The sequence below is a fragment of the Haloarcula marina genome (assembly GCF_024218775.1).
Classification (GTDB): domain Archaea; phylum Halobacteriota; class Halobacteria; order Halobacteriales; family Haloarculaceae; genus Haloarcula; species Haloarcula marina.
In genome coordinates this window covers 1,522,650-1,544,794 of record NZ_CP100404.1, presented here as the reverse complement: position 1 = coordinate 1,544,794, position 22,145 = coordinate 1,522,650, and the positions used below count along the sequence as shown (strand labels likewise).

Genomic DNA, 22,145 nt, shown 5'->3' with positions numbered 1-22,145 from the left:
GAGGGGCGAGCGGTCCGCGGGAAGACGGGATTTACTCCGCGCCGTACGATTCGGGGTACGCCTCGGCCAGCAGTTCCGGTCGGTCGGTCAACCGCTCGCGGACCGGGTCGATGACGTCGGAGATGGCCGATGCGGCCGCGGGTTTGAGGTCGGCGGGGTGGAGTTCACCGCTGACGAAGTCTTCTTCGACGGCCTCGTAGGACTCGTAGGTCAGGTCCCCGCCGTACTCGTCGGGTCGCTCGACGACGAAGGGTTCGTCGTCCAGTTCCAGAATCGGGAACACGAGGTAGTCGAGGTACTCCAGCACGCCGTTGTCCTCGACGTCGCCCGCGGGACAGTACGCCTGTCCGATTTTCTCCTCGACTTCCGCAGGCGAGTCGGTGAGGTTCACCTTCGACGCCTCGTCGGAGGCGCTCATCTTCCCGCCGGAGAGGCCCGAGAGGAGCGGCGCGAAGATACAGACCGGCGAGTGGCCGCCGTGGTCGGGCAGAATCTCTCGCGAGAGCATGTAGATGCCGCGCTGGTCGACGCCGCCGTAGGCGATGTCGGCGTCTAAGGCCTTCACGTCGAGGCTCTGCATCAGCGGGTAGATGAGGCCGCCGAGGTTCGGGCTCTCGGACTCGCGGACGACTTCGCTGGCCGCGCGCTGGGTGCGGGCGATGGTCGTCTCCGCGGCCATCCGGTACATCTCCAGGGTGTACTCCTCGTCCAGTTGGAAGTCGGTCCCGCGGACGAACTCCACGTCCTCGGGGTCCGCCCCGGCGGCTTCAATCATCCCCTCGATGGCGACCCGGTAGTACTCCGAGCGGGCGTCCAGCAGGTCGAAGGGGCTCTTGTTGTCGTCCAGGTGGGCGTGCAGGTCCGCGATGAGGACGGTCACGTCCACGTCGGCGCGCAGGAAGTCGGCCAGTTTCCGCATCGTCGTGAAGTGGCCGATGTGCATCTCGCCGGTCGGCGCGTAGCCGATGTACGCCGACGGCGTCCCGTCGTCGAACAGGGCTTCCAACTCCTCGTCCGTGACGACCTCCTGTGTGTGTCTGCTCACGAGGTCGAGTCGCGCGGCGGTATCCATACGCTCCGGTCCCCGCTCCGGCGAGTAAAACGTTCCTGTGTCGGGTCGTCACCAGCGGGTCACTCGGCCGCCGTCCCCACCGACCCGTAGGGGTCCTGTCCGTCGCCCGTCGCCCCCGCATATCCACGTGCGAACAGGTGGTATCCGACGACCTGTCCGTAGAAGGCGAACACGGACCCGATGAGGATGAGGACCAAGACGCCGCCGAGTCCCGCGACGACGAACAGCGCGACGTACGCCTCCACGACGGCGACGACGTAGATTGGTCGGCGCGCGGCGGCGGCGACGGCCCGGATGTCGAACGCCGCGGCGAGCGAATCGGTCGTCGCCAGCCGAGTCAGCGCCCCCGGCAAGAAATACAGGACGGCGACCAGCGCGAACCCGCCGAGCACCAACAGCGCGGTCCCGACGGCGGGCGGTGCGACGGCCGGAGCGACGACGCCGAACAGCACGAGGAGAACCGGGACGAACAGGTACGCCACTTGGACGGCGATAGAGCGCGCGCCGTCGACGAACAGGTCCCCCCAGTCGGTGAACTTCGGCGGGTTCGGCCGTTCCTCGGCGGTCGACCGAAGCACCCGGAGGAGATACCCCTGCACCGGAATCAGCGGGACGAACGTCACCGTCCCAACCAGTACGAGGAGACTCCCGGTCACGAGCGTCCAGAGCCACCCCGGCCCGCGCTGTGGGTAGTAGATGGCGTCTCGCAGCATTGCCCCCAACTGCCCCGGCGGCGCACTTATACCCCGCCGCTCCGGTCACGTGGTCTGCAATCCGAGTACACAAGCCCGTCGCGCCCAACTGTGTCGTATGTACACGGGGAAGACGGAGAAGGCGTGTTGCCTGTGCGGGAACCCGGACACGAAGACCCGACTCGACTTGCCTCCGCGAGCGGTTCCGCTTCTGAAACACGCCGAGGCAATCGCGTGGCGGGACATCGTCGGCGAGGTGTCCATCTACTTCTGTGAATCGGACTGGGAGACGGTCCGCGAGTTGGTGCTGGAGACGGGGATGAGTCCGCTCTCGCGGTGTAACGTCGCCCGCGCGTCGTTCGACCTGCGCGAGGACTTCGAGGCGCTGCTCAACGACATCCGGGACGAACCGGACCACTCGGAGTTGGAGGCCCGGATGCGCTCTGCGGCGCGCGAGACGCTCGCCGACCCCGACGACCCGTACGTCGAGGAACGCGACCTCGTGGAAGCGCGGGTCGTCACGTGGGCGTTCGAGGACACCGAAGCCGAGGCGTAAGTGTGAGAGGACCTATGGTTTTATTCTCCGTTTACAGACGCTAAAACGCTCGTATTTATCCCGTAGAATCAGACCTGTTCGTCCGACAATATTACGTGGCCACCGGTTAATTTATCGTGACTGCTGGTAGAGAGGCGGTCGGGATATGCCATCGAGCGACGAAGGCGAGCGAGAGCGGCCGACGCGCCGCAAACTCCTCGCGACAATCGGGGTGGGGACGGTTTCGACCGGCCTCGCGGGATGTACCGGCCTGTTGAGCGAACCGGAATCGGACGGCGACGGCGGCGAGGCGACCGACGCGCCGACCGCGACCGATTCGGCCGCGGAGACGGCGACCGAGGCACAGACCGAGGCACAAGACACGCAGGCGCAGGTGTCGGGACCGACCGCCGGTCTCGAACCGTGTCTCCGGCCCGCCAGCGCCGCTACCTGCGGCAGTCCGGTGAGCGTCGGTGGCGACATCGCTGCGGACACCGTCTGGGGTGCAGAGTGCGACGAGTACGTCGTCGCCGACAGCGTCAGCGTCACCGGCGGCGCGACGCTGACCGTCGAACCCGGGACCCGCGTCGTCTTCGCGCAGAACACCGCGCTCCACGTCGAGGAAGACAGCGCGCTCTCGGCCGTCGGGACCTGTGGGGACCCTATCGTGTTCACGGGCGAACAGCAGACGCGAGGCTACTGGGACGGCATCCAACTCATCGAGGCGGACCAGACGCCCAGCGAACTGGCCTACTGCGTGGTCGAGTACGGCGGCGGCGACCGCTTCACGTGGGCACCGGCCGCCGGGAACGTCGCCGTCGTCGACGGCGCGCGGACCTCGATTACGAACAGCGTCGTCCGCGAGTCGGCGGGGTACGGCGTCGTCCTCGACAGCAACGTCATCGTCGACGGGTTCTCGGAGAACGTCCTCACGGCCAACGAGAGCGGCGCGGCCTTCGCCTCGGCCCGGGCCGCGGGCGGCCTCTCGGACACCAGCAGTTACACCGGCAACGACGAAGACGTGGTCGTGCTGTACGGCGGGACAATCACCGAAGGCCAGGAACCCACGTGGGACGGTATCGACGTTCCCTACCGCGTCCTCGCGGGCGACGACGTGACCGTCAGGGGCCACCTCACCGTCGCGCCGGGCGCGACAATCGAGTTCGGGCAGGACTGCGCGATGACGATGGACGACAGCGGCCCCGGCCGACTCACCGCCGTCGGCATCGACCCCGACACCGAGGAGTCGCGCCCCATCACGTTCACGGGCGAACAGAAGACCCGCGGCTACTGGCAGGGCATCCAGTTCTACGAGAGCGACCGCACCGAGAACCAACTGCGCAACTGCGTCGTCGAGTACGCCGGGAGCGAGCGGTTCACGTGGGCGAACGCGGCGGCGAACGTCGTCGCCATCGACGGGTCTCGCGTCCGTATCGACGACACGGTCATCCGCGAGTCCGCCGCCTACGGCGTCCAGATAGACGGCGAGTCCGAGGCCGATAGCTTCACCCGGAACACGCTGACGCGGAACGGAAGCGGTGCGGCGTACGTCCACCCGCGGAGCGCGGCCGCACTCAGCGACACTGGCACCTACGCCGGAAACGACGTGGACACGGTTGCCGTCTATGGCGGCACCATCACCGAGAACCAGCGACTGACGTGGGGCGCCATCGACGTGCCCTACACCGTTCGGAGCGGCGACGCCGTGACCGTCAGGGGCCACCTCACCGTCGCGCCCGGCACCACCGTCGAGTTCGGACAGGACTCGTCCCTGACGATGGACGACAGCGGCCCCGGCCGACTCACCGCCGTCGGCATCGACCCCGACACCGAGGAGTCGCGCCCCATCACGTTCACGGGCGAGCAGAAGACGCCCGGTTACTGGAAGGGCATCCAGTTCTACGAGTCCAACCGCACCGAGAACCGACTGCGAAACTGCGTCGTCGAGTACGGCGGCGGCGACCGCTTCACGTGGGCGCAGGAACCCGCCAACGTCGTCGTCATCGATGGGTCCCGACTCGCGCTGGTGGGCAGTACGATTCGGCACAGCGCCGGATACGCCGTCGACGTGGACGGCGAGTCGACGCTGACGGCGTCGAACAACACGTACACGAACAACGCCTCCGGCGGCGTCTCGAACTGAGCGGGCGGGTCCACAGCGGCGTCCGCCGCTCGCGTTCAGACGCCTTCCGTCGATACCGACCCCCGTGAGAACGCGGCCCAATACCCAAACCGTTTTGAGTGCCGCAAGCAGACCGGTATCACAATGTCTCTACGCGTAGGCGTTCTCGGGGCCACCGGGGCCGTCGGACAGCGACTCATCCAGTTGCTCGCCCCGCATCCCGACTTCGAAATCGCCGCACTGACCGCAAGCGAATCCAGCGCCGGAAAGTCGTACCGAGAAGCCGCGAAGTGGCGCATCGACGCGCCGATTCCGGACGACGTGGCCGAGATAACCGTCGGCGCGACCACTCCCGACGACGTGCCGGACGACGTCGACCTCATCTTCTCCTCGCTCCCCTCTAGCGTCGGCGCGGAGGTCGAACCGGAGTTCTGTGAGGACGGCTACGTCGTCTCCTCGAACTCCTCGAACGGCCGGATGGACGAGGACGTGCCGCTCATCATCCCCGAGGTCAACGCCGACCACGTCGACCTCATCGAGGTCCAGCGGGACGAGCGCGGGTGGGACGGCGCGCTGCTGAAGAACCCCAACTGCTCGACCATCACGATGGTCCCGCCGCTCGGGGCGCTCGACGAGGCGTTCGACCTGACGAACGTCCACGTCTCCACCCTGCAGGCCGTCTCCGGCGCGGGCTACGACGGCGTCACGTCGATGGAGATTATCGACAACGCCATCCCGCACATCGGCGGCGAGGAGCAGAAGATGGAGAGCGAGTCCCGCAAACTGCTCGGCACGTTCGACGGCGCGGAAGTCTCGCTGCACGGGATGGACGTGGCCGCCTCCTGTAACCGCATCGCCACGCTCGACGGCCACCTCGAAAACGTCTGGGCCGACGCCGAGGAAGACATCACCGTCGAGGGCGCGGAGGACGCGATGGAAGCGGCCACCGGCGTCGACCTGCCGTCCTCGCCCGAGCGTCTCATCACGGTGTTCGAGGAACCGGACCGGCCACAGCCACGACTCGACCGGAACATCGAGGACGGCATGGGCGTCGCCGTCGGCGGGTTCCGCGAGACGACCGCGGGCGTCCAGTTCAACTGCCTCGCCCACAACACGATGCGCGGCGCGGCCGGTGCGAGCGTCCTGAACGGTGAACTGCTCGCTCAGCGCGGCTACATCTGAGGCGGCCGCTCGTCGGTCTGTTTTCGAATCGGTCCGCAGTCGTTACGCCGGTTACACGTCGACCTGGTTCGTGAGACCGTCCCACGACCCCGTCTCCTCGGCCCGTCGGACGTTCTCGGCGACGATGTCCGCCAGTCGTTCGAAGTAACTCGGCGTGTGCCCGGCGTTGTGCGGCGTCAGGAGGACGTTCTCGAAGTCCCACAGCGGGTGGTCGTTCGGGAGCGGTTCCGGGTCGGTCACGTCCAGCGCGGCCGCCCCGACGTGACTCCGCTGGAGTGCGTGGACGAGGGCGTCGGTGTCTATCACGGGGCCGCGAGCGACGTTCACGAGGACGCTCTCGGGATGCATCGTCTCCAACAGTTCCGCGTCGACGAGTCCCCGCGTCGTCTCCGTGAGCGGGCACGCGAGCGCCACGTAGCGCGCGTCCACGACGGCCTCGTGTATCTCGTCGTAGCCGTACACCGCGTCGGCGGCCCCACCCTTCTCCGGCGAGTGGCGGACTGCGACCGTCTCCACGTCGAACCCGTCGAGTCGGTCTACGAGCGCCGACCCGATGGCACCCATCCCGACGACGCAGACGCGACTGCCCGCGAAATCGGTGGCCTGGAAGGACTGCCACACGCGGTCGGCCTGTCGGCGGCGCGCGGTGAAGAACCCGCGCGCGAACGAGAGCCACGCGCCGAGGACGTGTTCGGCGACGTTCGGGGCGTGGACGCCCGACGCCGTCGTCACCGCGACGCCGCGGGCCGCCAGTTCCTCCAGCGGGAGGTGGTCGTACCCGGCGTACGTGCTGGCGAACAGGCGGAGGGCGTCCGCCCCGTCGAGCAGGTCAGTCGAGACGGAACTGCCGGTCAACACCTCGGCGTCACCGACCGCCGCACGCACGTCGGCGGGCGTCCTCGCGAGCGTCACCTCGTAGGCGGGTAGTCGGTCGCGCAACGCGGCCGCGTACTCGTCTGTGCGCATCCCGTGGATGTTCTGTCGTCTGACGACGATAGTGCCCATACGGACCGTGCGACCGCGAGCGACAAAACGGTGCGGTGGCGTCCGAGGACTCCGCCTACGCCGACGCAATCCGGCGGTTGAAACGAGAGCGGTCGGCCGTTCGGTCCGCGCTCGACGCTGTCGAATCGACAGTCGAGTTCGAAAGCCCGAGCGCTTCGCCGCCACCCGCGGTCACGGCGATTCGAGAGACGCTGTGACGCGACGAGACAATAGGTTTTAGCCGACGGGGGGCACGGTAGCGGATATGGAGTACGTAGACGTCGCAGTCGTCGGGGGCGGTCCCGCCGGGTCGTCCGCCGCGGAAGCGGCCGCCGCCCGCGGTGCCGACGCCGTCGTTCTGGAGAAGGGGGTTCCCCGCGCGGACCGGGCCGAGCGGGGGCCGGATTCGACGGACGCCGCGGGCCTGCTCGACTACTGGCTCGAAATCATGGACATCCCGTTCGAGGAGTTCCCCGAGGACGTGGTCCTCAGCGAACTGGAGGGCGCGAAGTTCTACGGGCCGAACGCCGAGTTGGCGCTGACGGAGACGGGCATCGACGCCGAGTACGACGGGTTCGGCTTCACGATGCACCGCGCGCGGTTCGACGATTGGCTCCGCGAACGGGCCGTCGACGCCGGCGCTGACTACCGCGTCGGGGTCAGCGTCACCGGCGTCGACACCGACCTCTCGGCGAGTCCCCGCCACACCGTGCATCTGGCCAACGGCGAGGACATCGAGACAGACTACGTGATTCTCGCCGACGGCCCGCAGCGAACGGTCACCGGCGGCACCCTCGACCAGTTCCTCGACGGGCGGACGATGAGCGACATCATGCCGTCCAACACGGTCAACCACATCGCCTATCAGGAGCACCGCCGGATGCCCGAGGAACTGTTCGACCCCGACTTCATCGAGTTCTGGTGGGGCATCATGCCCGGTCACACGGCGTATCCGTGGATTTTCCCGAACGACGCGCCCGTGGCCCGCATCGGCCTGACGATGCCCATCGGACTGGACATCGCCGACTACGACGTGAGCGAGTGGGACCTGCTCTCGTCCGAGGACGACGGCATCCCCCGCGGTCGAGAGTACATCGAGCGACTCCTCCGCCGACAGTTCTCGGACTACGACCTCGACGACTTCCCCATCGTCGAGGACCGCGGGAAGTCGAAGGGAACCGAGACGTACCCCATCTCCTCGACGCGCCCCATCGAGTCCCCCGCGAGGGCGGGTATCGCCGTCACCGGCGGGGCGATGGGCGCGACGTCGGCGTTCCACGAGGGCGGTGACCACGTCGCCGTTCGGACCGGGAAAATCGCCGGGCGACTCGCCGCCGTGGAACGACTGGAACGCTACAACGACGAGTGGCACGCGGCCATCGGCGACGAAATCCTCCGGAACGTTACCTTCGCAGACCTCGTTCGGGACTGGGGGCCGCGTGACTGGGACCGCGCTTTCACCACCGCCAGTGACCTGATGGACGCCCGCGGCATCAAGGCCGACGCCGCGCTCAGGGGCGGCCTCCACGGCATCGAACTCGTCATGAAGTACAAGTGGGGCAAGTTCGGCTACCGCAACGGGAAGTACGTCCAGTTGCGCGAAGACGAGTTCGCCGTCTGAACGCCACCCTTACGTACGGCTCTCGCCTAGGGGAGGTGCGTGCCTTTAATCCCCGGCCGAGGCCCGTCATCGGGACGATGACCGTCCGGAGAACCCGGGCACGGTACATCCCGGCGACAACCGTCGCCCGTCTGGCGGTCGCACCCCGCCCGTCTCGCGGAACGTATCCGCCGCCGGACCGGTCAACGCCGTTCCGGCACCAGTCGCCTGTAGGGCGACCGCCCGGCACGAGGGTTTGCTGGCTGACGTGGCGCGCCGCCGAGGATGACGCCAGTCGTTAGTGTTCCGGGCGTACACGTTCTCGATACTCGCTGCAACGGTGAGGCGCCGGTCTGTCTTACACCCGTCGTCGTCTGCCTTCACACGCGGTCGGTCGAGTCGCTACTCGGGCCGAGTCAGGTCGGAACGGACGGCGTCGGAGCGACTAGTCGGCGACACGTTCCAGTAGTGCAAGAAATGGAGGCGGCGATGCGCCGCCGGCAGGCAGGCGTGAACTCGCGGACTGCGGAGCGGGTCACCGCCGGTTCTATCCCGTCACCGAGACGACGGGGTCACCGCCGGAGCGGCACCCGGTAGTTCAGTACTGTCCCCACTGGGCCTGGGACTGTTCCAACTGCGGCTGACCCGGACCCTGCCCCTGTCCCACTCCGGGTTGGCTCTGGAACTGGCCGAGTTGGGACTGACTGACTCCCTGGGAGACAACGGTCCGAATGGCGTCGAGGGTCGACTGTGCCTCCGAAATCGCCTGCTGGACCGCTGGGTCGTCGGCGGCGGCCTGCCGAAGTCGCTCGACGCCCTGCTGGATGGTGTGCGTGACCGCCTCGCCGATGGGCTGAGCGAACGGCGACTGCCGGAGGATCAGTTTCTCCTGCAGATTCGTCACGATGGCGAGGTCACCGCAGACCTGTGCCACCTGCGTCCGACCGGTCTCTAACGCTCGGTTTCGGGCCGCTTCGAGTACCGACTCGAAGCGGTCCAGCACCAGTACCGTCTGGCGGACGTCCTGTCCGACCTGCTGGCGGTGCTGGCCCTGACCGACGCCGATGCCGACCTGCCCGGACGAGTACATCGGCTGGAACCCGGCGGCTGTCGCGGCCTCGCGCGCCTGCACGAGCGCCGCCGCGCGTTCGATAGCGTTCGTGCTCTGTTGTGCCTCGGCGATGGCCTCTTGGACCTCCGGGATGTCGGCGGCCTGTCGGAGTTGCTCGACGCCCTGCTGAATCGTCTGTCTGGCCGCGTCCCCGATAGGCTGAGCGAACGGCGAGCGTCGGAGGACGAGTTTCTTCTCCGCCTCCGCGATAGTCGCGAGGTCGTTGGCGAACCGCGCGACGTTCGACCGCCCGCTCTCCATCGCGCGGACGTGGACGATTTCGAGGACAGTCTCGAAGCGGTGTAGCGTCATCGCGGCCTGCAGAATCTCCTGTCCGCTCAGTTGACCCTGCCCGGCGGTACCGAACTGTCCCACGGACTGCGGCTGAGACTGTTGCTGTGTCTGTGGCTGGAACTGCTGTTGCTGTTGTGGCTGGTACTGCTGTTGCTGTTGCGGCTGGTACTGCTGCTGTTGTGGCTGATACTGCTGCTGCTGTTGCGGCTGGAACTGTTGTTGACTCATGGTTTCTCTGTCACCGGGGCCTATCTCGTACCGACAGGTCTCGCAGACGACCCAACGCGCCCGGGTGACCGAGGCAACGACGACGGGTGGCTTTGTTATACGACGAAATCGATATCCAATCCCGCGCTACTCTCAGACCGCTAACTGTAGCCCGTTCTTTGGTGTGGCAAGGGCGGGCTATCGTCGTCGAAACGCGCGCTTGCGTCGGGGGTGCCGACGCCGACTGCTCGACGACTGACTCGGGGGCCGCGGCGGCGTCGGCGCGAACCAGAATACGTGTCGCTTTCGCAGTGTCGCGAGTCGGACGGGCCAGTCGTCGCGGTACGAGTGCCGCGGTACCACCGCCGTACCGCTCGGGTAATCGCCGACGACCGAGGCGATGGCTGAGCTACTGGAAACTACCGCGAAACCACCGGGCGGCGTCGGCCCGGGACGGTCTCATGTATCAGGGGATCGCTCTCAGAGGACTACCGCGACGGCGACAACGGCCTCGCAATCGAGTCGCCCGTCTCACGACACGCTGTCCGCTAGGCGGTCGCGTGCCCTGTAGCGATAGGCCGCCAGGAAAACGAGCGCGAGCGCGAGGCCGCCGATGGACTGGAGCCACGTGTGCGCCCCCGCCAGCGGGCGAGCGAGCACCATTCCCAGCGCGATGACGAACAGCGGGACGAACCGGGTGTCGACGAAGAGGAGATAGCCCGCGGGAACGACGGCGTAGAGGACGTGACTGGAGATGTCCCAGAACGGCGTGACGGCGAGGTGCGGCACCGTGACGGCGACGAGAATGGCGGCGAATCCCGGGACGAGGTCACCCCAATCTCGCCATCGCCACCCGGCCCAGATGACCAGGATGCCGACCCCAAGTCCGGCACTGCCGGTCGCGTCGAGTCCCCACTCGGGAACGGCCGCAACCATACGGGGGACCCCCTGATAGATGAGGAACGCGACGGCCCACCCACTCCCGAGAACGCCGAGTCGCGCCCCCAATCCGGCGACGGAGCGCGTCGCCGCGTCGCGCCACTCGTAGCCGACGAGCAACAGGCCACAGAGAAGCACGAACAGTTCGGGGGCGAACACCGCCGAGTACGTCTGGGAAATCCCGCGGAGCATACGCTCACCTCTCGAACCCCTGTTGTGTCGATTTCGGTTCGGAACCGGCCGGTCGTCGCGCGACGGGCGGCGGTGAGCGGTCCGCAGGGTCGACGGTGCGCTTTTCACGGTCCCCGTCGACGGGGCCTGACGACAGCGAAGTGCCGTCCGTAACGGTTGAAGCGAGAACGAGACCGAAAAGTCATCAGAGCCACCAGTGTCGGACTCGAGGGACGTCTCCTACGGGAAGAACGCGTTTATGTGTCGTCACGAGGTCGTCCCTCAACAGCACGTCTCGTCGTCCCGAGAGAGGGCGTGAAAGACGAACACGAGGCTCCGGTCAGCGAGTCTGACGAGGCTGGTTCGCGCTTCGATATCTCCAGTGTGGGAGCGGAGTACTGTGGTCCCAGTCCAGTTCCACCCGTCCTCGATGACCGGGAAGGCTTCGACCCTGAGGTGGCGAACGGATTCGTCGGTGAAGATGTCGGTCCAGTGACGACCCGAGATGGGGTTTCGGTCTGCAGTGACGGCTGACGAGAGCGGCTGATTGGCGTACGCGATTCGCCCGTCTCCGCTCACGACGAGCGTCAGTTCCTGACTGAGGTCGAGCGCCGTTCGGAACTGTAACGTCCGGTGTTCGAGGCGGGACCGTGCGACAAGGTTCCGGAGCCGTCGCTCGAACAGGCGGAAGGCCGGTCCGTCGCGGTTCCTCGGGTGAAAGTCGACGGCTTCGACTTCGAATAGTGTGTCCTCGACCCCGGACAGGTCCTGCGACGTGGTGAACAGCAACGGCATGGTCGGGTCCTGCTCCCGGACGGTTTCGAGCAACGGCCCACCGTCGGTCGTGGACGCCTCGATGGCACTGACGACGCAATCGACGTCGTCTAGTCGGTCGAGGGCGGTCGCTGGGTCCGCGTCGACGACGAGTTCGATATCGGCTACGTCTTCGAAGGCCGCTTGGAGGGCATCGAGGTACTCGGTGTCGTCGTCGATACAGAGGACCGTAATGTGGCCGTCGACGGACTGTCGATGGGCCTCTCGCATCGTTCAGTGAGAGAGAGGTCCCGAATTTGCTTCGGGAGACCACTGCACCGACAGTGTCCGGTCTGAGCGAGCGGAGGTAACGTACGGCGACCACATCACGTGACCACCGCCCGCGTGACAGTGGACTGTATCCACGCGTCGTCGTTTTCTGGGTCGGCGATGGTCGCGATGGTCGTCTGTCCGACCGTCTGTTCCTCGTACGTCTCGCGGTAGTTGTGCTCCGGGGGGCCGGGATTATCTGTGTTCGTCATGGTCTGGTGAGTACTGGATGCTGTTCACTGGTTGGTCTCGCCCAACGTCTGGACGACGAGGTCTCCCTGTTTGAGCGAGACTCGACAATCGGCATACGTGAACGTCACTTCGACGCCGGTCTCGCCACCGGACTCGACTAACGAATCGAGTGCATCGGGGTCAACAACTGTCCCCAACGGGGGATTCAGCGTGCACGGGTCGCTGCCGAGGGTATCTGCGACGGCCTCGACGATTCGCAGCGAGGTCGACTCGACATTGCCCGGCCGATGGTATTCGTTCATCTCTATCTCTCGGTATGCGAAGCGGAACCTTCTGGATGGCCTAGATGTATATCCACTCCCCCCGAAGGGGTACCGTATGTGTATAGTGTCACACCGGTCCCAGGGCCAGACGCCGAGGTACCCAAAACCGAACGCAACGTCTGAGACCCCCCTGCGAGGGACTGCGACGGCACAGGGCGGACACCGGGCGACCGGCTACGCCCTCGCGCTCAGGGCGGCCACGAGGACGGGCAGATGACGCCGATAGCCGCCGTTCTCGACCCCATGACGACGATGTGGGCGGCGCTGGCCTGTCTCGCGTTCGGCGTCGTCGCGCTGGTCGCACGGGACGACGCCATCACGCAGTTGGCTGAGAAAGTCCGTCGCGCCGCCGACGGCGAGGACGTCGAGTTCGAGGCCGACCGAGACGACGAATTTGGTGACTTGTGCGCCGCTGTCGAGAAACTGAATGAGACCGTCAGCGCACACGAGCGAACGGAGGCGTCGGCGGAACGCTACCGCCAGCGGTTCGACGAGATAGTGGCCGATTCGGGGACGAGCGACGACGAGAAGATAGCGGCGGTCGTGGAACTCGGCGCCGAGGTATTCGGCGTCGAAAACGCATTCGTGACGAGTCTCAACGAAGTGACCGATAACTACGAAGTGACGACGGCGTTGGGTGACGGATTCCCCGAGAACGAACCCGTGACGGGGGTTATCGACGCGCTCTGTCGCGAGACGACGAAGAATCACGACGCCGTCCTCGGCGTTCCCAACCTGGAAGCCATCGGCTACGAGGACGATGACGACGGTGAGGTGGCTGTGGGTTGTTTCCTCGGTGCCGAGATATTCGTCGACCGAGACCTGTACGGGACCGTCTGTTTCGTCGGCGACGAACCGCGCGCGGAGGGGTTTTCGGCCGTCGAAACGGAGTTCGCCGACCTCGTCAGCAGATGGATCGGACAGGTGTTCGAGCGCCGTGCGAACACGTCGTCGTTGCGTCTGGCGAGCAAGACGATGGAGGCAGCGCCAGTCGGGGTCACGATTCTCGACCCATCACGGGACGGGTACCCGATTATCGCCGTGAACGAAGCGTTCGAATCGATATCCGGCTACTCGGAGGAAGAGAGCATCGGCGAAAGCTGGCAGTTCCTGCACGGGACGGGCACCGACGAGGAAGCCGCCGCGGCCATCCAGTGGGCGCTCGACGAACGAGAGTCCGTGTCCATCGAACTCCGGAACTACCGGAAGGACGGCACGCCGTTCTGGAACCGAGTGAGCGTCGCGCCCGTCCTCGACGACGAGGGAGCAGTGGCCTACTTCGTGCTGTTTCAGGAGGACGTGACCGAACGGTCCGAACAGGAGCGCCAGACCGCGGCCCTTATCGAGAACACCATCCACCCGATATTCATCAAAGACCTCGACGGAGTCTACCAGTTCATGAACGAGGCGGCGGCAGCCTACTTCGACCTCGATCCGGCAGATGCCATCGGAAAACGCGACGAGGAACTGTTCGAGGCCGACAATCTGGAAGACGTTCGGCGAGGCGACGGGGAGGTCCTACGCACCGGCAGGGCCATCACGATGGAGACGGCGACGACGATAGACGGGCGCGAACACATCTTCAGCGACAACAAGTATCCGTACCTCGACAGAGACGGGTCGGTCATCGGCGTCATGGGAATCAGCCAAGATATCACCGACCGAAAGTCGAGCGAGAGCGAACTGGAGCGGACCCAGCACCTGCTCCAGCAGACGGAGCGTCTCGCGAACCTCGGCGGCTGGGAACTCGACGTGCGAAACGGCGACGGTCCCACGCTTCACTGGACCGACGAGGTGTACCGCATCCACGACCTGCCGACCGACGCAGACGTCACTCTCGACGACGCCATCGACTTCTACCACCCCGACGACCGGGAGCGAGTCCGGGAGGGCGTCGAACGGGCGCTCGAATCCGCTGAACAGTACGACGTAGAGGCACGGTTGATAACCGCAACGGGACGAAATCGGTGGGTGTGGGCCATCGGGGACCCTGTCGTAGTGGACGGAGATGTCGTCGCCGTACGTGGCTCGGTCCAGGACATCACCGAACAGAAAGAGCGGGCGCTGGAACTCGAACGAACTCGGAATCTTCTCGGTCAAGCCGGGCGGATGGCGAACTTCGGTGGCTGGGAACTAGACGTGACCACGGAGCCGCCGACGCTGACGTGGACGGACTCGCTCACCGAACTTCACGGGCTTCCACCGGAGACGGAGATAGACTTGGAGACGGCGCTTTCCCTGTACCGACCCGAAGACAGGCGGGTTATCAGGGAGAAGATTCAGACAGCCATCGAGACAGGAACGGGGTACGAAATCGTAGCGCGGGCGAAGACAGACGACAGCACGTTCGGGTGGGTACGCGGCATCGCTGAAGCGGTCGTGGAGAACGACGAGGTCGTTCGCATTCGCGGTGCGATTCAAGACATCACCGACCAGAAAGAGCGAGAGCTCGCGCTCGAATCGCTCCACGAATCGACGCGCGGGCTCCTCAACACGGAAGACCAAGCCGCGGCGGCAAAGCTCGTCGTCGATGCGGCTGAAAGCGTCCTCGACGTCTCCGTCTTCTGTATCTTCCTGTTCGACGAGGGGACGAACGTCCTTCGGCCGGTGGCACACTCCGAGGGGTTCAGAGAGTACTGCAAGCGTGACCCCGTACCCATCGGACCGGAAGACGGGTCGCTGCTGTGGCGGTCGTTCGTGACTGGCAGCCTCACCGTTATCGACGACGCTGCGGCGGCTGATGAGCCGTTCGTGGCCCCAATCAAGAACGGGCTCGTAGTGCCGATAGGACCCCACGGCGTCTTCGTCGCCATCGACCAAGCGAAGGTCATCGACGACGACGTTCGACAACTGGTCGAGACGCTCGTGGCGACGGCCGAAGAGGCGTTCTCGCGCATTCAAACCGAGACGGAACTTCGCGAGCGGGACGCGGAACTCAACAAGCAAAACAAACAGTTGCGCCGACAGATACGGATAAACGAGACGATTCGGTCGGTCCACCAGTCGCTCGTGGGTGCGACGAGCAGAGAGGCGTTGGAGTCGACTGTCTGCGAACGACTCGTCAGCGGCGAGGACATCGAGTTCGCGTGGGTTGGCGGTATCGTCGCCAGCACCGGAGCGGTGGTCCCCCGAGCGTGGGCGGGTGAAGATAGGGGCTACCTCGATAACGTCTCGTTCAACGGGACGGCCGGGGACCGCGAACCGGCCGCCGAGACGGCCGACACCGGGACACCCACAGTCGTCTCGAACGTCGCCCGAGACATTCAGACAGCACCGTGGCGACAGCACGCACTGGCCGCGAACTTCCAGTCGGTGCTGGCCGTTCCGCTCGCATTCGACGAGTACAGCTACGGGTTCGTCGCCGTCTACGCGAACGAGCCACGAACGTTCGGTGACCTCGAACAGAAGGTGTTCACCGAACTCGGCGAGAGTATCGCGAACGCCATCGCCAGCGCCTCGACCAAGCAGGCGCTGCAGGCAGACAGGGCAATCTCACTGACGTTACGACTCGAGGGGACGACCGACCTGCTCACTGCAATCGCTCGCGAGGCCGGGTGTGAGGTGACGTACCTGGGATTGTCCACGTACCTCGACGACACGGCGCGACTATTCGTCCGGACGACCGGCGTCGACGGGTCGGTAGTCGCAGACGCACTCGACTCGTTGCACGCGGTACAGGCCTACCGTCACGTCAGCGAGAGCGACGACGGCGACGTGTTCGAAGTGGACCATCGCGGGACCTCTATCGTGACAAAGTTGGTCCGACACGGCGGACGCCCGAGTTCGATTCGGGCCGACGAGAGCGGGCTCACGGTCGAGGTCGATATCCACGTATCTGCGGACGTTCGAACCTTCGTCGAGATGCTCGGCGAGGAGTACGACGTCGAACTCCGCAGCCGCCGGGAGCGAGACCGGTCGCTCCAGACCAGACAGAGCGTCCTCGAATCGATTCTTGGCGACCTCACGGACCGACAGCGAGAGGTCCTCCAAACGGCATACTATGCGGGCTTCTTCAATTGGCCGCGCGATACCACGGGCGAGGGCCTCGCGGCGATGCTCGACGTCTCACAGCCCACCGTGAATAGACACCTCCGTGTCGCTGAGCAGCGGATTATGCGTCAACTCTTCGACCCGGAGACAGAGAGAGACACGTAGCGGGTGGAGTCCGCGGAGCGGATTCACGGAGTCGCTGCCGGGATTTTTGGTCCCATCCCCGCTAATACGCACATGACCGACGACACGGACCCCGAGGCGAACCTGAAGCAGTGGAAGACGGCGATGCAAGACGAACACGACGAGGCAATCGCCAACCCCGACCCGAGCGAAGACCACCGGATAGAGACGGTCGAACAGGTCACGTACCGCGTCTACTTCGAGTACGACGCCGCGGGCGACACGCTCGAAGAGACACGGCGAGAACAGGTCGAGGACGACGACGACCCGGAACTGCTCTCGTGTGCCTGCGGCGTCCGAGGGATGACGCCCGAAGAGGCTCGCCAGCACGTCCGGGCGGCCCGAGACGCGGCGTGAGTGGTCAGAGCCGGTCGAACACGTCCGTCCAGAGTCGGGTGAGTTCGGTCTCCGGGTCGTCGCCCGACGCCGAGACGACCACGTGGTCGACGCCCGCCTCGTCGAGACCCCGGAAATACTGGACGAACCACTCGGCTCCGGCCCGGTAGCCCTGATGGACGGGCTCTGGGTCGGCCCCCGGGTCGTCGGCCAACTCGGTGCGGACGACCATCGCGTACGGTTTCTCGCCAGCGAGTTCGCGCCACTCCTCGACGTACGACGACAGCGTCGACTCGGGCAGGTGGTAGAACAGCCACCCGTCGCCGTGGTCGGCTATCCACTCGACGGACTGGCGGGCGTTCCCCGTCGGGAGGAGCGGTATCGTCTCCGAGGTCGGCTTCGGGACGAGGTCCAACTCGCCGTCGAGTTCACCCCACGCGCCCGTCGCGTCGGGAAATTCCTCGGCCCACGCCGTTCGGAGGAGGGCGACGCTCTCGCGGAACCGCTCGCCGCGTTCGTCCGGGTCGACGTCGAACGCCGGGTACTCCGGGTCCCGGTCGCCCGTTGCGACGCCCATCACGAGGCGCCCGCCCGAGAGGCGGTCGACAGACGCCGCACTCTTCGCGACGTGGAGCGGGTGGCGAAGCGGAAGGACGACGCTCGCCGTCCCGAGCGCGATGTCCTCGGTGTGTGCGGCGGCGTAGGAGAGCCACGACCACGGCTCGAAGGTCTGTCCGGCGTCGCCGAAGCGGGGCCAGTACATCGGCACGTCCCGCGCCCAGAGCGCGTCGAAACCGAGCGATTCGGCGCGGGCCGCGAGGCGCATCTCGGCGTCGGGGTCGGGCCGGGTTTCGGCGCTGTCGGTCAGCGGAAACCCCACGCCGATAGAGAGAGCATCGCTCCCGAACAGGCGGTCGTAGCCCGCGTTGAATCGGTCCATAGTGCGTCAGCCGAGCATCGCCTGCTGGGGGATCTGGTCGCCGAAGCGCACCACCAGATACAGGGTGGTGAACAGCGTCGCGTTGTAGACGCCGTGAATCAGCGACGGCACGACGATGTTGTCGGTGTACTCGTAGCTGACGCCGAAGACGAGCGCCGGGACGACGAGGACGCCGAGGGCGGCGAGGTTTCCGAGCGGCGACCCGCCGCTGAGCGCGAACCAGTGCAGACCCGCGAACACCACGCTCGGGATGAGGACACCCGGGACGGGGCTGAAGACTTCTCGGATGCGGCCCTGCACGACGCCGCGGAACAGCAGTTCCTCGCCGGGACCGATGAGCAGTATCGACGCCGGAATCAACAGGAGGAGTACCTCGGGGTTTTCGAGGCCGAGTTCGGCCGCCTGATTCGACCCGGTGTCGACCTGCAACAGCGAGAGGAGAATCGCCCCGACCATCGCGCCGCCCAGCGCGGTGACGTAGCCGACGCCGACGACGACGATGTCGCGGAGGTCGGGGACCGACGCCGGGATGTCGAACCCTCTCGCACTCGGGCCGACGCCGAGGGCCGACCTGATTTGGGGGCCGACGACTGGTCGGAGTTTGAGGTAGGTCAGCGCGACGCCCATACAGCCGATTCCTTGCACGAACACCAGGCCGAGGACGATAGACAGGGTGGCGGAGAGTTGGAGGCCCGCGCCGACGACGAGGATTGCCCCGACGACTATCGTCAGGACGAATCCGAGCGCCAGTCCGCCCGCGCCGAGGCCGAGGGCGGCGATAATCGCGACGACCGATTGGAGGAGGGGGCGGTCGCCCGTCACTGTAGACATGGCCGTAGCTAGCGGCGTCACCCTGAAAACGGTTTGCTCGCCGAGGGTGCGTCAGTCGGACCGCTCGCCAGCCTCGATTGTCGTCTCCAGCCAGTTCGTCTCCGGCGGGAGCGGACAGGAGAACGTCTCGCTGTACGCGCAGAACGGCGCGTACGCGAGATTGAAGTCAAGTGTGACGGTGTCGCCGTCGGCCAACTCGCCGTCGACTTCCAGTTCCATGTAGCGGCCGTGTTCGTACGTCTGGTGGCCCGTCGTCTTATCGCGGAAGGGGACGAACAGCGCCGCGTCCTCGTCGCGGGCCTGTCGGTAGCCCGCGAGTTCGTGTGTCTCGCCCTTGATGTCGAACGTGAACGTGACCACGTGCCGGTACTGCACCGACTGTCCCGCCGTCGTCTCCATCGCAACTGTCTCGGGGTCGTCGTGTCGCGTCACCGTCGCGGCGACGCGGTACGCCTCGTCGGGGTCGTAGTAGCGCAGGCCGTCGAACTCGTCCCGTTCCTCGGGCGGTATCGGCGACTGCGGATGCTCGGCGAAGAACTCGTCTTTCTCGGCCCGGTGCCCGCGGAGGCGGTCGGCGTAGTCGCTGGTCATACCGACGGTAGCGGGTCGAGTCGTTTCAGTCCGGCGAAGGTCAGTTCAGCCCGGTTATCTCGAAGCGAGCGCCGCCCGACCCGCTCTCGGTCGCGCAAATCTGCCAGCCGTGCGCGTGGACGATTTGCTCGACGATAGCCAGACCGAAGCCGTTGCCGTCCTCCGAGAGGGTCAGCCCCGAATCGAAGACGCTCCCGCGGGCGTCTTCGGGTATCCCCGGGCCGTCGTCGGCGACGAACACGCCGCCGTCCTCGGTATCACCGACCTCCACTGTCGGGCGCTCGCCTGCGTACGCCACCGCGTTCGCAAAGAGGTTCTCGAAGACGCGCCGCAGTCGGTCGGGGTCGCCTTCCACGGTCCGCTCCGTCGAGACGACGAGGTCCGCGTCCTCGGTCTGGAGGTCCCGCCAGCACCCCGTGGCGAGGTCCGCGACCGACACCGGGCGGGGGGAGTCGACGGCCGCCCCTTCGCGCGCCCACGTGAGCACGTCGCTGATGAGCGTCGACATCCGGTCGTGGGCCGCCTCGACCCGGTCGAAGTGTTCGAGGACGTCCTCGTCGTCGGTCGCTAGCTCTTCGAGGGCGAGTTCGAGGTGGACGCCCGCGAGGTCGAGCGGCGTCCGGAGGTCGTGGGAGACGATAGAGGCGAACTCGTCTAAGCGCTCGTTCTGCCGCGCGAGCGACTGTTCGCGCTCGCGGAGCGTCTCCTCGCGTTCGACCTGCTGGAGCGCCGACTGGACGGTGGCGGTCAGCACCCGCCCCAGCGAGAGGTCCGTCTCGTCGAACTCGTCGACGGCCGTCGACCAGGCGACGAACACGCCCTGGTCGCCCAGCGGCAGGACCATCGCAGAGCGAATGGGAGTCTCCGGATGTCGCACGTCCGCGTCCTCGCGAACGTCGCCGGTACGGGTCGGCGCCCCCGACTCGTACGCCCGCCAGACGATGCTGTTCCCCGGTTCGACCGTCGGCAGGTCCGCCAGTACCTCGCGGGCCTCGTCGGTCGCCGCCGCCGGGGCGAGGCCGCCGACCACCTCGTCGTAGCGGTAGATGGCGCTTATCTCGTGACCGAGGCCGTCTGCCGCCGATTCCAACCCGATTTCGAGCAACTCGTCGACCGACGCGGCCGCCATGAGACGGCGAGCGGTCTCGTGGAGCGCCGTCAGGCTCTCCTCGTAAGCGATGCGCTCTGTGATGTCCGTATAGACGCCGTACGCCAGCACGTCGCCGTTGTCGTGCGTAATCGGGACGTTCCGGAACAGGAAGTCCCGCGTCTCGCCGTCGACCGTCTCCCGTCGGACCTCTCGGTTCACGTACTCGCCCTGGCGCATCGCCTCGTCGATGTTCGCGGCCCCCTCGGCACGACCCGGCGGCACGAGCAAGTCGTTGACGGACTCGCCGACGATGGCCTCCGGGTCGTAGCCGAACACCGTCTCAAAGGCGTCGTTCGCTCGTCGAATACGCGGCACGCCGTCGTCGAACGCGAGGACGACGGTCGGGTCGGGGAGGTTGTCGAACAGCGCGCGGTAGCGATCGGTGGCGCGCCGTCGGTCGCTGCTGTCGCTGACGATACCGACGTATCGGGGCGGCGACTCGGACAGCACTCTGAGCGTCCCCTCGACCGGCGTTCGCTCGCCGTCGACTATCATCTCCTTCTCGAAGGAAACTTCCTCGACGCCGTCCGCGGCGAGTCGGTCGAGGGCCGCGCGCGTCGTCTCGTGGTCTTCCGGCGCGGTGATGTCGAACGCGCTAGTCCCGACGATGTCGGCGGGGTCCGCGCCGACGAACGCGCACAGGCGGTCGTTGACGAAGACGAATTCGCCGTCGTCGTCGACGACGTACACCGGGTCAGACACCGTATGAAGCAACGCTTCGGCCGCCAGGGGTTCGCTGGCGTGGGGCGAGTGTAGCGTCTCGCCGCCGCCGTCGGCCTCGACCGGTGACCCGTCGTCCAGCACGCGGAGGATGCCTACCGACCCCCGAAACGACTCCCCCTCGTAGGGGAGGACGCCCATGTGGTCGCAGCAGGCGACGTGGTCGCCGTCGGCCGTCTCGATGGTCGCCTCGAATCGACTCGTCGTCGGTCCCGTCGACGAGAGCAGTTGCCCGAGTTCGGCCTCGGCCCGCCGGACCGTCTCGTCGGGTTTGACGAACGATGTCGGTCGGCCGACGATGTCGGCGATGTCGTAGCCGGTCACCCGCGCGAACGGTTCGTTGACGTACCGGAACGTGCCCCGTTCGTCGACGACGTACACCGGGTAATCCAGCGCTTCCAGCACCGTCTCGTACCGCTCGGCCTTCACCTGTGCGCGATAGTTCGCCGTGGCGTTTCGAATCCGGTTGGCGAGCAAGTCGTACTGTTCGGCCCCGCCCTTCTGGAGGTAACCGGTCACACCGGCGTTCAGCGCCTCGGCGGCCACCGACTCGCTTCCGCGGCCGGTGAACAGGATGAACGGGAAGTCGACGTGGTCGAACGACGGAGCGAGGCGGTCGTACAGTTCCAACCCGTCGATACCGGGCATGTCGTAGTCGCTGACGACGCAGTCGAACGTGGCGGCGTCGAATCGCGTCAGCCCGTCCTCCGGGTCCGTCGCCGTGGTGACCCGAAAATCAGCCTCCCGCTCCAACATCGCGGCGGAGAGGTCGGTGATGTCAGGGTCATCATCGACGTGAAGAACGTGGATAGCACCCGCAGGCATTACACCTGATTCACCCAGCGGACACTTCAACGCAGTGGCTCACACGTTAGGAACCCGAGGAAAAACGCCGAA

Annotated in this window: 19 protein-coding genes; 7 read left to right on the top strand and 12 right to left on the bottom strand. The window is 66.3% G+C overall.

Going from position 1 to position 22,145, the window contains the following annotated elements:
• Positions 1–31: 31 nt before the first annotated feature.
• Both NJQ44_RS08075 and NJQ44_RS08070 read right to left on the bottom strand, forming a co-directional pair.
• Positions 32–1,072 (bottom strand): tyrosine--tRNA ligase, encoded by a 1,041-nt coding sequence (locus NJQ44_RS08075; protein WP_254274175.1) that lies wholly within the window; start codon positions 1,070–1,072, stop codon positions 32–34.
• Between the two features lie 59 nt (positions 1,073–1,131).
• Entirely contained in the window at positions 1,132–1,785 is a 654-nt protein-coding gene (locus NJQ44_RS08070; protein ID WP_254274174.1) for a DUF4013 domain-containing protein, read from the bottom strand.
• Positions 1,786–1,882: 97 nt separating this feature from the next.
• On the opposite strand from NJQ44_RS08070, the gene NJQ44_RS08065 reads away from it, so the two are divergent.
• The 3 genes from NJQ44_RS08065 to asd all read left to right on the top strand — a co-directional run bounded on the left by NJQ44_RS08065 (position 1,883) and on the right by asd (position 5,603).
• Complete coding sequence (locus NJQ44_RS08065) at positions 1,883–2,320, top strand: DUF7960 family protein (RefSeq protein ID WP_254274173.1); 438 nt, start codon at positions 1,883–1,885, stop codon at positions 2,318–2,320.
• Positions 2,321–2,465: 145 nt separating this feature from the next.
• Positions 2,466–4,442: a right-handed parallel beta-helix repeat-containing protein gene (locus tag NJQ44_RS08060; protein ID WP_254274172.1), complete on the top strand. Its 1,977-nt coding sequence runs from the start codon at positions 2,466–2,468 to the stop codon at positions 4,440–4,442.
• A gap of 123 nt (positions 4,443–4,565) precedes the next feature.
• On the top strand, positions 4,566–5,603 hold the full coding sequence (gene asd / locus NJQ44_RS08055; protein ID WP_254274171.1) for an aspartate-semialdehyde dehydrogenase: 1,038 nt from the start codon (positions 4,566–4,568) through the stop codon (positions 5,601–5,603).
• 51 nt (positions 5,604–5,654) lie between these two features.
• Here asd and NJQ44_RS08050 read toward each other — a convergent pair whose 3' ends face one another.
• Complete coding sequence (locus NJQ44_RS08050; protein ID WP_254274170.1) at positions 5,655–6,608, bottom strand: D-2-hydroxyacid dehydrogenase; 954 nt, start codon at positions 6,606–6,608, stop codon at positions 5,655–5,657.
• Positions 6,609–6,643: 35 nt separating this feature from the next.
• On the opposite strand from NJQ44_RS08050, the gene NJQ44_RS08045 reads away from it, so the two are divergent.
• Both NJQ44_RS08045 and NJQ44_RS08040 read left to right on the top strand, forming a co-directional pair.
• A complete protein-coding gene (locus NJQ44_RS08045; RefSeq protein ID WP_254274169.1) occupies positions 6,644–6,805 on the top strand; it encodes a hypothetical protein in 162 nt (53 codons plus the stop codon).
• A gap of 47 nt (positions 6,806–6,852) precedes the next feature.
• A complete protein-coding gene (locus tag NJQ44_RS08040; RefSeq protein WP_254274168.1) occupies positions 6,853–8,208 on the top strand; it encodes an NAD(P)/FAD-dependent oxidoreductase in 1,356 nt (451 codons plus the stop codon).
• Positions 8,209–8,785: 577 nt separating this feature from the next.
• Here the strand turns inward: NJQ44_RS08040 and NJQ44_RS08035 are convergent.
• The 5 genes from NJQ44_RS08035 to NJQ44_RS08015 form a co-directional block, all read right to left on the bottom strand.
• On the bottom strand, positions 8,786–9,820 hold the full coding sequence (locus NJQ44_RS08035; protein WP_254274167.1) for a hypothetical protein: 1,035 nt from the start codon (positions 9,818–9,820) through the stop codon (positions 8,786–8,788).
• Positions 9,821–10,330: 510 nt separating this feature from the next.
• Positions 10,331–10,930 (bottom strand): hypothetical protein, encoded by a 600-nt coding sequence (locus NJQ44_RS08030; protein WP_254274166.1) that lies wholly within the window; start codon positions 10,928–10,930, stop codon positions 10,331–10,333.
• A gap of 261 nt (positions 10,931–11,191) precedes the next feature.
• The gene (locus tag NJQ44_RS08025) at positions 11,192–11,953 is read right to left on the bottom strand and encodes a response regulator (RefSeq protein WP_254274165.1); all 762 of its coding nucleotides are present in this window, start codon (positions 11,951–11,953) and stop codon (positions 11,192–11,194) included.
• 95 nt (positions 11,954–12,048) lie between these two features.
• Positions 12,049–12,204: a hypothetical protein gene (locus NJQ44_RS08020; protein ID WP_254274164.1), complete on the bottom strand. Its 156-nt coding sequence runs from the start codon at positions 12,202–12,204 to the stop codon at positions 12,049–12,051.
• A 24-nt stretch (positions 12,205–12,228) separates the two neighbouring features.
• Positions 12,229–12,486, bottom strand: a complete 258-nt coding sequence (locus tag NJQ44_RS08015) for a HalOD1 output domain-containing protein (RefSeq protein WP_254274163.1) — start codon at positions 12,484–12,486, stop codon at positions 12,229–12,231.
• Between the two features lie 234 nt (positions 12,487–12,720).
• On the opposite strand from NJQ44_RS08015, the gene NJQ44_RS08010 reads away from it, so the two are divergent.
• A complete protein-coding gene (locus NJQ44_RS08010; protein WP_254274162.1) occupies positions 12,721–16,662 on the top strand; it encodes a PAS domain S-box protein in 3,942 nt (1,313 codons plus the stop codon).
• Between the two features lie 72 nt (positions 16,663–16,734).
• Positions 16,735–17,037, top strand: a complete 303-nt coding sequence (locus NJQ44_RS08005) for a hypothetical protein (RefSeq protein WP_254274161.1) — start codon at positions 16,735–16,737, stop codon at positions 17,035–17,037.
• 4 nt (positions 17,038–17,041) lie between these two features.
• Here the strand turns inward: NJQ44_RS08005 and NJQ44_RS08000 are convergent, their stop codons facing one another.
• From NJQ44_RS08000 to NJQ44_RS07985, 4 genes are read right to left on the bottom strand one after another with little or no spacing between them, the layout of a single operon-like run.
• Complete coding sequence (locus tag NJQ44_RS08000) at positions 17,042–17,956, bottom strand: LLM class oxidoreductase (protein WP_254274160.1); 915 nt, start codon at positions 17,954–17,956, stop codon at positions 17,042–17,044.
• A 6-nt stretch (positions 17,957–17,962) separates the two neighbouring features.
• Positions 17,963–18,787 carry a CPBP family intramembrane glutamic endopeptidase gene (locus NJQ44_RS07995; RefSeq protein ID WP_254274159.1) on the bottom strand — a complete coding sequence of 275 codons (825 nt, stop codon included), beginning with the start codon at positions 18,785–18,787 and terminating at the stop codon, positions 17,963–17,965.
• 51 nt (positions 18,788–18,838) lie between these two features.
• Positions 18,839–19,378, bottom strand: a complete 540-nt coding sequence (locus NJQ44_RS07990; RefSeq protein WP_254274158.1) for a DUF1684 domain-containing protein — start codon at positions 19,376–19,378, stop codon at positions 18,839–18,841.
• 40 nt (positions 19,379–19,418) lie between these two features.
• Positions 19,419–22,073: a PAS domain S-box protein gene (locus tag NJQ44_RS07985; protein WP_254274157.1), complete on the bottom strand. Its 2,655-nt coding sequence runs from the start codon at positions 22,071–22,073 to the stop codon at positions 19,419–19,421.
• Positions 22,074–22,145: the final 72 nt, after the last annotated feature.

What these genes read in the sequence shown, in the direction of transcription:
- NJQ44_RS08075 (WP_254274175.1), bottom strand. Translation starts at nt 1,072, where the DNA reads ATGGATACCGCCGCGCGACTCGACCTCGTGAGCAGACACACACAGGAG.
- NJQ44_RS08070 (WP_254274174.1), bottom strand. Translation starts at nt 1,785, where the DNA reads ATGCTGCGAGACGCCATCTACTACCCACAGCGCGGGCCGGGGTGGCTC.
- NJQ44_RS08065 (WP_254274173.1), top strand. Translation starts at nt 1,883, where the DNA reads ATGTACACGGGGAAGACGGAGAAGGCGTGTTGCCTGTGCGGGAACCCG.
- NJQ44_RS08060 (WP_254274172.1), top strand. Translation starts at nt 2,466, where the DNA reads ATGCCATCGAGCGACGAAGGCGAGCGAGAGCGGCCGACGCGCCGCAAA.
- asd (WP_254274171.1), top strand. Translation starts at nt 4,566, where the DNA reads ATGTCTCTACGCGTAGGCGTTCTCGGGGCCACCGGGGCCGTCGGACAG.
- NJQ44_RS08050 (WP_254274170.1), bottom strand. Translation starts at nt 6,608, where the DNA reads ATGGGCACTATCGTCGTCAGACGACAGAACATCCACGGGATGCGCACA.
- NJQ44_RS08040 (WP_254274168.1), top strand. Translation starts at nt 6,853, where the DNA reads ATGGAGTACGTAGACGTCGCAGTCGTCGGGGGCGGTCCCGCCGGGTCG.
- NJQ44_RS08035 (WP_254274167.1), bottom strand. Translation starts at nt 9,820, where the DNA reads ATGAGTCAACAACAGTTCCAGCCGCAACAGCAGCAGCAGTATCAGCCA.
- NJQ44_RS08030 (WP_254274166.1), bottom strand. Translation starts at nt 10,930, where the DNA reads ATGCTCCGCGGGATTTCCCAGACGTACTCGGCGGTGTTCGCCCCCGAA.
- NJQ44_RS08025 (WP_254274165.1), bottom strand. Translation starts at nt 11,953, where the DNA reads ATGCGAGAGGCCCATCGACAGTCCGTCGACGGCCACATTACGGTCCTC.
- NJQ44_RS08020 (WP_254274164.1), bottom strand. Translation starts at nt 12,204, where the DNA reads ATGACGAACACAGATAATCCCGGCCCCCCGGAGCACAACTACCGCGAG.
- NJQ44_RS08015 (WP_254274163.1), bottom strand. Translation starts at nt 12,486, where the DNA reads ATGAACGAATACCATCGGCCGGGCAATGTCGAGTCGACCTCGCTGCGA.
- NJQ44_RS08010 (WP_254274162.1), top strand. Translation starts at nt 12,721, where the DNA reads ATGACGCCGATAGCCGCCGTTCTCGACCCCATGACGACGATGTGGGCG.
- NJQ44_RS08005 (WP_254274161.1), top strand. Translation starts at nt 16,735, where the DNA reads ATGACCGACGACACGGACCCCGAGGCGAACCTGAAGCAGTGGAAGACG.
- NJQ44_RS08000 (WP_254274160.1), bottom strand. Translation starts at nt 17,956, where the DNA reads ATGGACCGATTCAACGCGGGCTACGACCGCCTGTTCGGGAGCGATGCT.
- NJQ44_RS07995 (WP_254274159.1), bottom strand. Translation starts at nt 18,787, where the DNA reads ATGTCTACAGTGACGGGCGACCGCCCCCTCCTCCAATCGGTCGTCGCG.
- NJQ44_RS07990 (WP_254274158.1), bottom strand. Translation starts at nt 19,378, where the DNA reads ATGACCAGCGACTACGCCGACCGCCTCCGCGGGCACCGGGCCGAGAAA.
- NJQ44_RS07985 (WP_254274157.1), bottom strand. Translation starts at nt 22,073, where the DNA reads ATGCCTGCGGGTGCTATCCACGTTCTTCACGTCGATGATGACCCTGAC.